Here is a 13,488-nt window from a genome sequence, read left to right on the forward strand (position 1 = left end):
TCACAGGTTTGCGCCGGAAATGGGGAAGAGTCGAGCTCGAGCCTTCCCCGTGCCTTCAGTTCGGACTATAGCGCGACAATGTCTCAGATTATCTACAAGATCGCGCCCGAGGCGCTGTGGCGCGAATCGGAGAAGGATGGACGCTTCACCGGAGCGCCGATCGATGTCGCCGACGGCTTCATCCATTTCTCGACCGCCGCGCAGGTGCGCGAGACAGCGGCCAGGCATTTCGCGGCCCAGACGGGCCTGCTGCTCATCGCCATTGACGGGAACAAGCTGGGCGACGCGCTGAAATATGAGGTATCGCGCGGCGGCGCGCTGTTTCCCCATCTCTACGCCCCGCTTGCTCTCGATGCCGTTGTCTGGGTGAAGCCGCTGCCGCTCGGCGCCGGCGGCCACGAATTCCCTGCGCTGGAGGGCGAATGAGCGTGCTCGACCGGATCGGCCAGAAGCTGCTTTTCTCCTTCGATCCGGAAACCGCGCATGGCATGTCGATCGCCGCGCTGCGCTGCGGACTGCCGGTTGGCGCGACGGCGCCGCGCGACGCGCGGCTCAAGACCAGTCTCTGTGGCCTCGATTTCCCTAACCCGCTCGGCATGGCCGCCGGCTACGACAAGAACGCCGAAGTGCCGGACGCGCTGCTTGGGCTCGGCTTCGGCTTTGCCGAGGTCGGCACCATCACGCCGCTGCCGCAACCGGGCAACCCGAAGCCGCGCATCTTCCGGCTGACGGCGGATGAGGCAGTGATCAACCGGCTGGGCTTCAACAATGAAGGTCACGCGGCCGCCGAAAAGCGGCTTGCCGCGCGCAAGGGGCGCCCAGGTATCGTTGGCGTCAACATCGGCGCCAACAAGGACAGCGCCGACCGCATCGCCGACTATGAGCGCGGTGTTGCCCGTTTCGCGCCCTATGCGAATTATCTGACAGTCAACATCTCCTCGCCCAACACGCCGGGCCTGCGCAACATGCAGGCGCGCGAGCAACTCGGGGAGTTGCTGTCACGAGTGATAGCCGCGCGTGCGGCGGCCCCCGTGCAGCCGCCCGTCTTCCTCAAGATCGCGCCGGACCTTGTCGAAGCCGAGTTGGAGGACATCGCCGCCGAGGTCGCCGAGAAGAAGATCGACGGCGTCATCGTCTCCAACACGACGCTATCGCGGACCGGATTGCGAAGCGGCGGACTGGCGAATGAAACCGGCGGTCTCTCGGGGAAACCGTTGTTCGAGCGTTCGACCGCGGTTCTTGCCCGCATGCGCAAGCTGCTCGGCCCTCGGATGGCCATCATCGGTGTCGGCGGTGTCGTTTCCACTGAAGCCGCATTGGAGAAGATCCGCGCCGGCGCCGATCTGGTCCAGCTCTACACCGGCATGATATATGCCGGACCCACGCTACCCGGGCGCATCGTCGCCGGCATGGCGCGGTTCGCGGAGCAGGAAAGGCTGACGTCTCTGCGCGCGCTACGCGACAGCAGTGTTGATCAATGGTGCGGCAAATCTCTTCCAGGATGTTAGGGTTGTTTGGCCGGGTTCGCCTCTCTCGCCAAAACCTGCAGCCGATAGATATTCAGCAAATCGACCATGTTGTCGATTGACAGTGGCCATCCATTTGGCAGGCTTTTCTCAGAGTATCTCGGTGGAGAACCCGGCTCACCTCTCAATTTCAAGCTGTAGCCAATCGATTTGCCATGGCGAGCGTTCCGCACATAAAATTCATGAATGTCTCGCCAGGCAATCTTCCTCGGAACCTTGAGGCCACCATGCAGTTCGAGGCCATAACTGTCGAGCCGTAAGACGTATGGACGAAATATCTCTATAATGTAGACAAGGGCGAAAATTCCAAAGGATATTACAAAGAACCATCCTTGGATGACCGAGTCAGGATGATTCTGAGGTCGACAAATTACAAAAAATCCCACGCAAATTACGCCAACGCAAACAGCCAGATTCAAGAGTCCTTTGGCTCGCGATCCTCGGATTATCCGCGGTTCAAGCGCGATGAGTTCCTGGCCCATTGGTATTCCAAAAATCCCGTTCAACGGTTCCTTAGCAGCCAAGACTATCCAACTGCTAGGGCGTATCGAACGCTGTCCGCACCCTGAGCCTGAGCATGGCAAGCAAGCTCAATCCCCGCACCAGCAGGAAGACATGCAGCGACGCCCACAGGCCGTTGTTGCCAAAGGCCGGCGCCAAGGTGATGAGCGCGGCGCTGAAGGCCAGGAACGACAAAAGCATCATGTTGCGCATATCGCGCGACCAGGTGGCGCCGATGAAGACGCCGTCCATTTGGAAGGCCAGCACGCCGCTCAGCGCCGTGAAGGCCGCCCAGGGCAGATAGGTATCGGCGACCGCGCGGACTTCCTGGGACGTCGTCACCAGCGCCACCAGGCCAGCGCCGGCCGTCAGCAGGATGAGTGTGGCGATGCCGGCAAGCCCAAAGCCCCAGATCAGGGTAAGCCGGACGGCTCGCCGGAACGGAGCGGGCGCATGCGCGCCGATGGCGCGGCCTGCAAGCTGCTCGGCGGCGGTGGCGAAACCGTCGAGGAAATAGCCGGCGATGAGGAAGAAGTTCATCAGTACGGCATTGGCGGCAAGTGTCACCGTGCCGAACTGTGCGCCCTGCCGGGTGAACAGCGCGAAGGCGCCAAGCAGCGCGAAGGAGCGGATCATGATGTCGCGGTTGAGCGACAGCATGCGCCGGTAGGCGGGCAGGTCGAGGATGCGGCGACGCGACGGCCGCTCCAGCTTGCCGAAACGGCTGAGCAAGATGGCAAGGCCAAGCAGCATGGCCAGGAATTCGCCCGTGACCGTCGCCCAGGCCACGCCGGCGACGCCCCAGCCGAGTTCCAGGCCGAGCAGGAAGCAGAGCACGATGTTGATGCCGTTGAGCACGGCCTGCAGCATCAGCCCGAGCCCGCCCTCGCCGCGCCCCAGCACGTAGCCCAGTATGGCGTAGTTGATGAGCGAGAAGGGCGCCGACAGCAGCCTGATGCGGATATAAACCGACATCGCCGCGCTGACGCGCGGTTCGGCGCCCATGAACCATTGGCCGGCCACGGCAAAGAGCGGGGAAAGGGCTGCGAGTATGACCCCTGCGACAACCGCGATCAGCACGGCGCGCCAAAGCACCGCCTGTTCCTCCAACGGATCGTCACGCCCGAAGGCCTGGGCGACGAGGCCGGTGGTGCCGGAGCGCAGGAAGTTGAAGGTGGTGAAGACGACGTCGAAGACCAATGATCCCGCCGCCAGGCCGCCAAGCAGGGCCGCGTCGCCGAACTGGCCGACCACCGCGGTGCCGACGATGCCGAGCAGCGGCGTCGTCAGATAGGCAAGCGTCATCGGCACGGCGATCGCCAGCACCGAGCGGTTGGTGACGGCGAAGGCTCTGCCGCTGGTCTGGGTCGCATCCAAGGGGATTGGTGCCTGGCTGATTGCCGCTTGATCGGAGACCCGATGTGCCCCAGTTTGCGCGCGTCGCGCAACCTCCGTCCACCCGCCAACCGAACATCAAGGTTGGTGCAGACCGCTCCAATCCATGTCGCTGCAGATCGTCCATCACCCCGACTACGATGCCGGCTTCGCCGCCAACCATCGCTTTCCGATGAGCAAGTATCCGCTGCTGATGGAGGCCTTGCGCATGCGCGGGTTGGCTGCGAAAGGGACGCTTTCGATGCCGGAGCCGGCGCCGGCGGCCTTGCTGAAAGTCGCGCATGCGGCGGACTATGTCGACCAGGTGATCGCCTGCCGGGTGCCCGAACGAATAGAGCGCGAGATTGGCTTTCCGGTCGACCCGCGCGTATCGCTGAGGGCACAACTCGCCACAGGCGGGACGATGCTGGCGGCACGGTTGGCGCTGAGATACGGCCTTGCTTGCAACGCCGCCGGCGGCAGCCACCATGCACGGCGCGCGCAAGGCGCCGGCTTCTGCACCTTCAACGATGTCGCGGTCGCCTCGCTGGCGTTGCTGGCAGAAGGCGCGGTCGAAAACGTGCTGATAGTCGATCTCGACGTGCATCAGGGCGACGGCACGGCGGACATTCTGAAGGATGAATCGCGCGCCTTCACCTTTTCCATGCATGGCGAGCGCAACTACCCGGTGCGCAAGATCGCTTCCGACCTCGACGTGGCCCTGCCGGACGGTACCGGCGACGACGCCTATCTCGAGCGGCTTGCCGCGATCCTGCCGGAGCTATCCCGGCAAAGGCGCTGGGACATCGTCTTTTACAACGCCGGCGTGGATGTCCACGCCGAAGACAGGCTCGGTCGGCTGGCGCTGACCGACGAAGGTTTGCGCGCCCGCGAAGACATGGTCATCGGCCATTTCCGCAACCGCGGCGTGCCGCTGTGCGGCGTTATCGGAGGCGGCTATTCGAACGACGTGCCGGCGCTTGCCGCGCGGCACGCCGCTCTTTTCGAGGCGGCGGCAGCCTTTGCCTGACTCTCGCCGGGCTACTTCCTGTAGCTTGCGATCCTGAGGAGGATGAAGGCCGGCACGACGATCGCGGCGCCGAGCAGGATATAGCCCAGGAAACGGTCGACGGCGTGGAAGCCGAGGTTCCACAGGTCGATGAAGAACTGGCGGATGCCATACAGCACGTCCATCGGGCTCCAGCCGAAGGCGTGCATGACGAGGCCGACCAGGAAGGAGACCACGAGCAACTTCACGAGCACCCTGAGTGGCGTATCGCCAAGGAAGCGTGTCAGTGCGGACAAGGCCGTTCTCCGGTTTGAGCTGCCCCGATTCGGCGGCACGGTATCAGAGATACGCACTCGATAGTCCGCCATCAAGCAGCCAGAGGGCGATGCAGCTTTGCCGATTGATTGAGGCCCTGCCATCATGGTAACGAGGCGGCTGCGCGGGTATGATGTAATGGTAGCCTGTCAGCTTCCCAAGCTGAACGCGCGGGTTCGATTCCCGCTACCCGCTCCACCTGCGAGCTGAAGGGCTCGGCCCGACTGTCAGGAAGACACGCGCTACGCGCATGTCAGTGCCGACGCAGCGGCGCGATCTCGCTGGTCACGGAGCAGCTTGCCGCGCTCAAAGGCAGCGGCTCGACGCACGCAGGGTCACTAGGTCTCGAAGCGCCAATCCTTTGGACTATGCCTATCCATTTGACAATAAATCGGTATTCGCCGGAACTAAATCCGCCTGACTGGCGTTTGGGGTCGCTTGAGGCGCACAGGATGACAAACGGAGCAATACTGGTCGTTGAAGACGAGACAATGATATTGCTCGACCTCGAGTCGGCGCTTGAGGAGGCGGGCTTCGAGGTGGTGTCGGCCAACAGCGGAACGGCCGCCTTGGCAGTCTTCGACGCAGATCCGGACAAGTTCAAGGCGCTGCTGTCGGATATAAGGCTCGGGCCGGGTGCATCAGGTTGGGACGTGGCTCGTCACATTCGCCAGGTCAATTCCACGATCCCGGTTGTGTATATAAGCGGCGACAGCGCCGGTCAGTGGGGTGCCGAGGGTGTGCCCAACAGCATCATGATAAGCAAGCCGTTCTTCATGCCCCAGATCGTCACCGCCTTATCGACGCTGATGAATGACCAGCCGCCAAATCCAGACCAGCCAAACCCAGACTAGGACGCGACCGCAAGTTCCGGCTGAAGCCGGAAAATCAGCAGAACCTGAGCTCTCCGATCGCGTGTCACGACTAGGCTCTTCCGATACGACTTTGGCCGGCGGCAGCCGATACTTACACTCGCACACTGTTCATGCGCAGGTGTGATCTGTCAGGCGGAAGATGTCAGATGCCCCTACAGCCGTGGTCAAGAGGCCACCGTGAGGTTGCGGGGCTTCAGTTGCTGTCGCTGGACCGTTCCGCGCCATTGCATCATGTAGAGCAATCGCCGGGACTGGCACTGCCGCGGCACTCAACCGGCCAACCGACCCATGCCTTCACCCTTTCGCAGGGAGCGGGCTGTCAGTTAATTCCGGTGAAGTAGATGGAAATGCCGGCGCCGATCGAAGCAAGGCCGATAATGAAGGCCATGAATGCTTTGAATCCGTTGCCGCCGTTATCAGTTCTGTCCATGGAAATCCCCGCAATTGCGATGCGAATTTGAACGCACGACACGGCAAAAAGGTTGCGTGTAATCGACACCTCGATCATTGCGTACCCGCTCCACCCGGAGTCCGAGCCGAGCTCGCAAACGTGCAAACGGTGCGAGTCTTGCACCATCGGTTCAAGCCGGCGACACAGCTTCATCCCATTGCTGTCGTCCAGGTAACGGATCGACGCAACATTGGGTCTCGCACTGCCGTGCAAGACCCAACTTCGTATCATCGGTGGTAGAGGATTCGATTACAGCCAGACGCCGACCCACACGCGCTCGCGCCAGCAGCGGCGGTGCCAACGGCCATGGCGCCAGACGCGGCGGCAGACCCTTCTCCAAACGCGCCGGCGGTGACGCCGGCGGCGCCAGCGCCAATGTCCATGGTGACGGTGGTGCGATATCAGGTCCACCTCGGCCGGATCGTCGCTTTCAAAGACGGCATTGTCCGGCTTGTCGAGTTCGTCCAGTATTCCGTTGCCGCCGGGAATACCGGCAACGGCCTTGCTGGGGCCGGCCAGGCTCGCAAGTGCCGCCGCCCCTGCAACGCCAAGCATTCCGGTCAAAAACAACCGACGTTCCATCAAAAACCTCCCGAGCTGTTGAACATCGGCAGCTCTTCCCTCACCCGCAACGGGCTCCAGCGAACGACCGATCGGTTTGAACGTACAAATGGCTTTCTCGTTCCATCACCCAACTTCGCGCAAAATGAAGTCATGCAGCATTTTCGCGGCGGGCGAGAGCGCGCGGTTCTTGACGGTGATAAGGCTGTATGGCCGGACCTCGATATCGAACTCGGTCTGGACCACGTCTATGGCGCCGGCCAACCCATCGGCCCCCTGGATGAACCTGGCGACCTGGATCGAGACCGGCGCGATGGCGTCGGACTGCGCCACCATCACCAACGTGAGCAGCAGCGACGAGGTGTTGAGGATACGGTCGGGCAGCGGAATGTCGCGGTTCAAGAAGTTGCTTTCCATCGCCTGACGAAGCGGCGAACCGCCGGACTGGAACACCCAGTCATAACCCGCCGTGTCCTCCAGCCGCACCATCTTGCCGCTTGCCAGCGGATGGCCGCGGCGCACGATGAGACAGGCCTTCTCGACGCCGATGACGCGAGATTCGAAGAGGCGCGGGTTAAGGTCGTCCGGGATGCGCGCGATGATGAAGTCGTGGCGCGACGCAATCAGCTCGCGGGCCAGCACGTTCGAGGTCTCGACCTGCATGGTGATCTCGATGCGCGGATAGATACGGCGGATTTCGCGGATCGCCGGCACGGCCAATTCGATGGCCGGGGCCGTCACCGCGCCGAGGAAAACCGAGCCGCCCTTGCCGGACTTGAGCTCGGAAATCTCGCGATCGGCCTCCCGCATCTCGAGCAGGATCGTGCGAGCGCGGCGAGCGAGCGCCTTGCCATAAGAGGTAAGCGCCACCCCGCGTGGCAGCCGCTCGCACAACCTGACATCGAGCACTGCCTCCATCTCGGCGATCATGCGCGAGGCGGCGGGCTGCGAGATATTCATCACCTGAGCTGCCGCGCTCACTCGTCCGTGATCGTCCAGCGCGGCGATCATGCGCATGTGACGGAGGCTCAGGCCACTGCGCAGAAGCGTGTCGCCATCTCCTTGCGATTCCTCGTAACTACTTGAAGTTGCAACGGGATTTATCGATTCTGCCATGATTCCGAGCCTCCGAGCCGGGTTTCTGTCAACCTTCTAATCCATATCAGTTTCGATATAGCAATCACCAGAGATCGCATTTGACAGTTATGTCAAAGCGCCACACCCTTCGCGCGTTCCGGGGCGTGAAGGTCGGTAGCGACAAAAATCGTATCGATTTAACCAGCGTCCCGGGGCCGATTGGGAGGATACCGGAGATCGATAATGCCGACAGTGGCGCGCCAGCGCACCTGCTCGACTGCGCGGCCCGCGAAGCCCCGAGGTGTCGCGTCCATCAACCAGGGAGAGTAATCGTGAAGATCATCAAGACACTGGCCGCCATCGCGGCCCTTGGCGTCGCCGCCATGACTTATTCGGCGCATGCCGCCGACAAGGGTCTCATCGGCGTGCTGATGCCGACCAAAACCTCGCAGCGCTGGATCAACGACGGCGACGCCGTCAAGTCCCAGCTCGAGAAGCTCGGCTACACGGTCGACCTGCAATATGCGCAGGACGATATCCCAAACCAGCTCAGCCAGCTGGAAAATGAAATCACCAAGGGCCCGAAGGCGCTGATCATCGCCTCGATCGACGGCACCACCATGGCCGACGCGCTGCAGAAGGCCAACGATGCCGGCGTGGTCGTCGTCGCCTATGACCGCCTGATCAAGAAGACCAAGAATGTCGACTACTACACCACTTTCGACAATTTCGGCGTCGGCGTGATCCAGGCGAATTCCCTGGTCAAGGGCCTCAAGGAGCGCTTCCCGAACACCAAGCCTTGGAACGTCGAACTGTTCGGCGGCTCGCCGGACGACAACAACGCCTTCTTCTTCTACAACGGCGCCATGTCGATCCTGCAGCCGCTGATCGACAACGGCTCGATCAAGATCAAATCCGGCCAGATGGGCATGGACAAGGTCGGTACGCTGCGCTGGCTAGCCGCCACCGCCCAGGCCCGCATGGACAACCTGCTCTCGGCCAACTACTCGGACGGCAGCCGCGTCGACGGCGTTCTGTCGCCTTATGACGGCCTGTCGCGCGGCATCACCGCCTCGCTGCGCGCCGTGGGTTACGGCACGGACGCCCAGCCCTGGCCGATCGTGACCGGCCAGGACGCCGAGACCGCCTCGGTCAAGCTGATCATCTCGGGTGAGCAGTATTCGACCGTGTTCAAGGATACCCGCGACCTCGCCAAGGCGACCGTCGAACTGGTCGACAAGGTGCTCTCGGGCGGCAAGCCCGATGGCCTCGACACCAAGACCTACAACAACGATGTCAAGGTCGTGCCCGCGATCCTGCTGACGCCGCATGAGGTCGACAAGTCGAACTACCAGAAGCTGGTCGTCGACTCCGGCTACATCAAGGCTGAAGACCTGAAGTAATACGGTCCCCAACGAAGGGGTCCCGCGCAACGCGGGGCCCCTTTTCGTTCACCAGCGACCCCGGTATTGTTTTTGCCGGCTTCCGCAGCGCGATGCGCCGTCATGGCGCGAAAGGCGCCGCGGCATGTTGATTTCGCGCATGGCATTTTCCGTTGACGGAAAGCCTGCGCCAGGGAGCAGAACCTGATGGCCTCAACGATTTTGGAGATGCGCGACATCACCAAGACGTTTCCCGGCGTGAAGGCGTTGTCCAACGTCAACCTCAGCGTCGAGGAAGGCGAGATCCACGCCATCGTCGGCGAGAACGGCGCCGGCAAGTCGACGCTGATGAAGGTGCTGTCGGGCGTCTATCCCTCCGGCACCTATGACGGCCAGATCATCTTCCGCGGCCAGGAATGCCATTTCAAAGGTATTCACGACAGCGAGCGTATCGGCATCGTCATCATCCACCAGGAGCTTGCTTTGGTGCCGATGCTGTCGATCGCGGAAAACATCTTCCTGGGCAACGAGCACGCCACCTTTGGCGTCATCGACTGGGATGCCAACGAGGCACGCACTGCCGCCCTGCTCAAGAAAGTCGGGCTCAAGGAAGACCCCAAGACGCTGATCACCAATATCGGCGTAGGCAAGCAGCAGCTTGTCGAGATCGCCAAGGCGCTCAGCAAGGAAGTGAAGCTCCTGATCCTCGACGAGCCGACGGCCTCGCTCAGCGAAAAGGACAGTCAGGCGCTGCTCGACCTCCTGCTTGAGTTCAAGCGCCAGGGCATGACCTCGATCCTGATTTCGCACAAGCTCAATGAGGTGAACCGCGTAGCAGACAAGGTCACGGTGATCCGCGATGGCCGGACCATCGAGACCTTGCCGAGGAAGGATATCAGCGAGGATCGCATAATCACCTCGATGGTCGGCCGTCCGCTGGACGACCGCTACCCGCCGCGCGAGCCGCAAATCGGCGACGTCGTTTTCGAAGTGAGAAACTGGTCGGTCTACCATCCGATCCATGCCGAGCGGCAGGTGATCAAGAACATCGATCTCAATGTGCGCAAGGGCGAGGTGGTCGGCATCGCCGGGCTGATGGGCGCCGGCCGCACCGAATTCGCGATGAGCCTGTTCGGCCGCTCCTACGGCCGGCACATCACCGGCGATGTTTTGCTCGAAGGCAGGTCGATCGACCTCTCATCGGTGAGCAAGGCCGTGGAGAACCGCATCGCCTACGTCACCGAAGACCGCAAGACCTACGGCCTCAACCTCATCGACCACATCAAGCACAATGTGACCTTGGCCAACCTGGGCGGCGTCTCCAGCCGCGGCGTCATCGACGACATGCGCGAGATGAGCGTGGCCAACGACTACCGCAAGAAGACCAATATCCGCGCCTCCAGCGTCTACCAGCTGACCGGAAACCTGTCGGGCGGCAACCAGCAGAAGGTGGTGCTGTCGAAGTGGCTGTTCGCCGATCCGGAAGTTCTGATCCTGGACGAGCCGACCCGCGGCATCGACGTCGGCGCCAAGTACGAAATCTATACGATCATCGCGCGCCTCGCCGCCGAAGGTAAGGCGATCATCGTCATATCGTCGGAAATGCCTGAGCTGCTCGGCATCTCCGACCGCATCTACGTGATGAACGAAGGGCGTATCGTAGGCGAAATGGCGGCAAGCGACGCGAGCCAGGAAAAAATCATGCGCGCCATCGTTCGGGGAGAAGGAAAAGCATCATGAGCACGGAAAGCGCTCCCGCGCCGCAGAGCGGCGTCGCCGAGGACGTCAAGCAGGGACAGCGCGTCGCCGTCTCGGCATTGGCGACGAACCTGCGCGAATATGGCCTGATCATCGCGCTGATCGTCATCATGCTGTTCTTCCAGTACACGACGTCGGGAACGCTGTTCAAACCGGTCAACCTCTCCAACCTGGTGCAGCAGAACTCGTTCATCATCGTGATGGCGCTCGGCATGCTCTTGGTGATCGTCGCCGGCTATATCGACCTCAGCGTGGGATCGGTCGCCGGCTTCATCGGCGCGCTGGCGGCGATGATGATGGTCATCTGGCCACTCGGGATATTCTCGAATCCGCTGGTGGTCTCGATCGTCTGCCTGATCGTGGGAGCGCTGATCGGCGCCGCGCAAGGCTACTGGATCGCCTATCATAAGATACCGAGCTTCATCGTGACGCTCGCCGGCATGCTGATCTTCCGCGGCATCTGCCAGGCGCTGCTTGGCGGCGGCTCCTCGGTCGGCCCGCTCCCGGACAGCTTCAAGGCGCTGAGCTCCGGCTTCATCCCGGACGTGATCGGCCCGCTGACGCTGATTCCGCCGACGGTGAACGCCGCCGGCAAGACTATCATAGGCAGCGGGCTTACGCTGCACATGACGACGGTCGTGCTCGGCGTGATTGCCGTACTCGCCTACGCCTATTTCGGGCTGAGGACCCGGCGCAGGCGCGAACGGCATGGCTATGAGGCCGAGCCTTTCCTGTTGTTCGTCATCAAGACGCTGGTCGGCAGCGCGCTGGCGCTGTTCCTGGTCTTCCAGTTCGCGAGCTACAGGGGCTTGCCGGTCGTGCTCCTGGTGATGGGCGTGCTGATCTCGCTGTTCGTGTTCGTGACCAAGCGCATGACCATCGGCCGCCGCATCTACGCCATGGGCGGCAACGCCAAGGCCGCGCAGCTATCGGGCATCAACACCGAAAGACTGACGCTGCTCGTCTTCGTCAACATGGGCGTGCTGTCGGCGCTTGGCGGCCTGATCATCGCGGCGCGTCTCGGTCAGGCCGTGCCCGCGGCGGGTCTGGGCAGCGAGCTCGACGTGATCGCGGCAGTCTTCATCGGCGGCGCCTCGGCGATGGGCGGCGTCGGCCAGGTGATAGGCGCCGTGGTCGGCGGCTTCATCATGGGCGTGATGAACAACGGCATGTCGATCATGGGCGTCAATGTGGACTGGCAACAGGTGGTCAAGGGCCTTGTGCTGCTCGGCGCCGTCATCTTCGACGTCTACAACAAGAACAAGGCCTAGTGCATGTTGCCCAAAAGTGCCTGGCGGTTTTGGGGAAACGACATGCATCAAGACAACGGCCAAGGCCGGAAGCGGATTTAAGGAGGCATACGGGTTCTAGATCGCGGAGCTGCCGGCAGACCCGTCGGCGCAAGAAGTCCAGGCAAGGACCAGACTCGCGAGCGCAATCCGGACGAAGAATTTCAACCGTGGCTTGGATTTCTCCACGCCGCGCTGGTCGAGGTTTGCTTGCGAGGCGGCCTCGACCAGTCAAGATGAGAGAGGGTTCAACATGCTGATCTCCCAGATCCTCGACGACGCCGAGACCATCCGCGTCGTCGCCCGCAACGGTGGCGGCAAGACCAAGGTCATCAACGGCGCGCGCAGCGTCTATTCGCTGGCAATGGAGGCCGCGCGGACAGGCACCGGGCTCGAAGCGCTGATCGAGCGCAAGGGCTATGGCGAGACGGTCGACCTCGATGCCGCCTACAAGAGGGGCAGGCTGGTGTCGCCCATCAACCATCCCGATCCGGCGCATCTGCATCTCACCGGCACCGGTCTCACGCATCTCGGCTCCGCGGCGACGCGCGATTCCATGCATAAGAAGCTCAGCGAGGGCGGCGAGGAGGAACTCACCGATTCCATGAAGATGTTCCGCATGGGCCTCGAAGGCGGCAAGCCCGCCAAGGGCGAGGTCGGGGTGCAGCCCGAATGGTTCTACAAGGGCAACGGCACGATGGCAGTGGCGCCGGGCGCGCCGCTGGTGTCGCCGGCCTTCGCGCAGGATGGCGGCGAGGAGCCCGAGATCGCCGGCATCTACGTCATTGGCGACGACGGCGCGCCGTTCCGTGTCGGCTTCACGCTGTCCAACGAATTTTCCGACCATGTGACCGAGCGGGTGAACTATCTGTTCCTCGCCCATTCCAAGTTGCGCAACGCCTCGTTCGGACCTGAAATCCTGATCGGCGACCTTCCTGCCGATGTCAGGGGCTCATCACGCATCTGGCGCGACGGCAAGCTGCTTTGGGAAAAGCCGTTCCTGTCCGGCGAAGCGAACATGTCGCACACCATCGCCAATCTCGAACACCACCACTTCAAATATTCGGCCTTCCGCCAGCCGGGCGACGTGCATGTGCATATGTTCGGCACCGCTACATTGTCCTTCGCCGACGGCATCAGGACCGAAGCCGGCGACGTGTTCGAGATCGAGGCCAAGGATTTCGGCTTGCCGTTGCGCAACCCGCTGGAGATCGAAAAGCCGGTGAAGGTGACGGTGAAGGCGCTCTAGAACGGACAGGGCTGGATGGACCGAAAGCGGATCGGCTTTGCGTTGATGGGCCTTGGCCTTGCCTTCGTCTTTATGTCCTCCACCGCCTATGGCGCAGCCAAATGCAGTCCGGTCTCCTACC

The 13,488-nt window shown here is 62.3% G+C and carries 14 protein-coding genes and 1 tRNA gene; 9 read left to right on the forward strand and 6 right to left on the reverse strand.

All coding sequences use genetic code 11. The features are described from left to right. Positions 1-78: 78 nt before the first annotated feature. A complete protein-coding gene (locus tag ACR64R_RS26465) occupies positions 79-426 on the forward strand; it encodes a DUF952 domain-containing protein (protein ID WP_487359181.1) in 348 nt (115 codons plus the stop codon). Beyond that, entirely contained in the window at positions 423-1,508 is a 1,086-nt protein-coding gene (locus ACR64R_RS26470; protein ID WP_487359182.1) for a quinone-dependent dihydroorotate dehydrogenase, read from the forward strand. The genes ACR64R_RS26465 and ACR64R_RS26470 overlap by 4 nt, the downstream gene beginning before the upstream one ends. On the opposite strand, the gene ACR64R_RS26475 is transcribed toward ACR64R_RS26470, so the two are convergent. Beyond that, positions 1,505-2,008 carry an STM3941 family protein gene (locus ACR64R_RS26475; RefSeq protein WP_487359183.1) on the reverse strand — a complete coding sequence of 168 codons (504 nt, stop codon included), beginning with the start codon at positions 2,006-2,008 and terminating at the stop codon, positions 1,505-1,507. The two genes, ACR64R_RS26470 and ACR64R_RS26475, sit on opposite strands and share 4 nt — an antisense overlap. A gap of 55 nt (positions 2,009-2,063) precedes the next feature. Beyond that, positions 2,064-3,404, reverse strand: a complete 1,341-nt coding sequence (locus ACR64R_RS26480; protein WP_487359184.1) for an MATE family efflux transporter — start codon at positions 3,402-3,404, stop codon at positions 2,064-2,066. A 124-nt stretch (positions 3,405-3,528) separates the two neighbouring features. Between ACR64R_RS26480 and ACR64R_RS26485 the strand changes: the two genes are divergently transcribed. Beyond that, a complete protein-coding gene (locus ACR64R_RS26485; protein WP_487359185.1) occupies positions 3,529-4,431 on the forward strand; it encodes a histone deacetylase family protein in 903 nt (300 codons plus the stop codon). An 11-nt stretch (positions 4,432-4,442) separates the two neighbouring features. Here the strand turns inward: ACR64R_RS26485 and ACR64R_RS26490 are convergent, their stop codons facing one another. Further along, positions 4,443-4,706 (reverse strand): DUF6460 domain-containing protein, encoded by a 264-nt coding sequence (locus tag ACR64R_RS26490; RefSeq protein WP_126096252.1) that lies wholly within the window; start codon positions 4,704-4,706, stop codon positions 4,443-4,445. A 143-nt stretch (positions 4,707-4,849) separates the two neighbouring features. On the opposite strand from ACR64R_RS26490, the gene ACR64R_RS26495 reads away from it, so the two are divergent. Further along, positions 4,850-4,923: transfer RNA gene (locus tag ACR64R_RS26495), tRNA-Gly, on the forward strand. Positions 4,924-5,177: 254 nt separating this feature from the next. Next, complete coding sequence (locus tag ACR64R_RS26500; protein WP_487359186.1) at positions 5,178-5,579, forward strand: response regulator; 402 nt, start codon at positions 5,178-5,180, stop codon at positions 5,577-5,579. 340 nt (positions 5,580-5,919) lie between these two features. Here the strand turns inward: ACR64R_RS26500 and ACR64R_RS26505 are convergent, their stop codons facing one another. The 3 genes from ACR64R_RS26505 to ACR64R_RS26515 all read right to left on the reverse strand — a co-directional run bounded on the left by ACR64R_RS26505 (position 5,920) and on the right by ACR64R_RS26515 (position 7,728). Then, the gene (locus ACR64R_RS26505) at positions 5,920-6,108 is read right to left on the reverse strand and encodes a hypothetical protein (RefSeq protein ID WP_487359187.1); all 189 of its coding nucleotides are present in this window, start codon (positions 6,106-6,108) and stop codon (positions 5,920-5,922) included. A 192-nt stretch (positions 6,109-6,300) separates the two neighbouring features. Next, positions 6,301-6,633: a protamine-2 (modular protein) gene (locus tag ACR64R_RS26510; protein WP_487359188.1), complete on the reverse strand. Its 333-nt coding sequence runs from the start codon at positions 6,631-6,633 to the stop codon at positions 6,301-6,303. 105 nt (positions 6,634-6,738) lie between these two features. Beyond that, positions 6,739-7,728 carry a LysR family transcriptional regulator gene (locus tag ACR64R_RS26515; protein WP_487359189.1) on the reverse strand — a complete coding sequence of 330 codons (990 nt, stop codon included), beginning with the start codon at positions 7,726-7,728 and terminating at the stop codon, positions 6,739-6,741. A 293-nt stretch (positions 7,729-8,021) separates the two neighbouring features. Between ACR64R_RS26515 and chvE the strand changes: the two genes are divergently transcribed. From chvE to araD1, 4 genes are all read left to right on the forward strand, one after another. Then, positions 8,022-9,092, forward strand: coding sequence for a multiple monosaccharide ABC transporter substrate-binding protein (gene chvE, locus ACR64R_RS26520; RefSeq protein WP_487359190.1), 1,071 nt, complete (start codon positions 8,022-8,024; stop codon positions 9,090-9,092). Positions 9,093-9,278: 186 nt separating this feature from the next. Continuing rightward, the gene (gene mmsA / locus ACR64R_RS26525; RefSeq protein WP_487359191.1) at positions 9,279-10,811 is read left to right on the forward strand and encodes a multiple monosaccharide ABC transporter ATP-binding protein; all 1,533 of its coding nucleotides are present in this window, start codon (positions 9,279-9,281) and stop codon (positions 10,809-10,811) included. Then, entirely contained in the window at positions 10,808-12,100 is a 1,293-nt protein-coding gene (mmsB, locus tag ACR64R_RS26530) for a multiple monosaccharide ABC transporter permease (protein WP_487359192.1), read from the forward strand. The genes mmsA and mmsB overlap by 4 nt, the downstream gene beginning before the upstream one ends. 271 nt (positions 12,101-12,371) lie before the next feature. Continuing rightward, positions 12,372-13,367 (forward strand): AraD1 family protein, encoded by a 996-nt coding sequence (gene araD1 / locus ACR64R_RS26535; RefSeq protein WP_487359193.1) that lies wholly within the window; start codon positions 12,372-12,374, stop codon positions 13,365-13,367. The last annotated feature ends 121 nt before the right edge of the window (positions 13,368-13,488 follow it).

The sequence above is a fragment of the Mesorhizobium sp. MC2-1-1 genome, assembly GCF_057597255.1.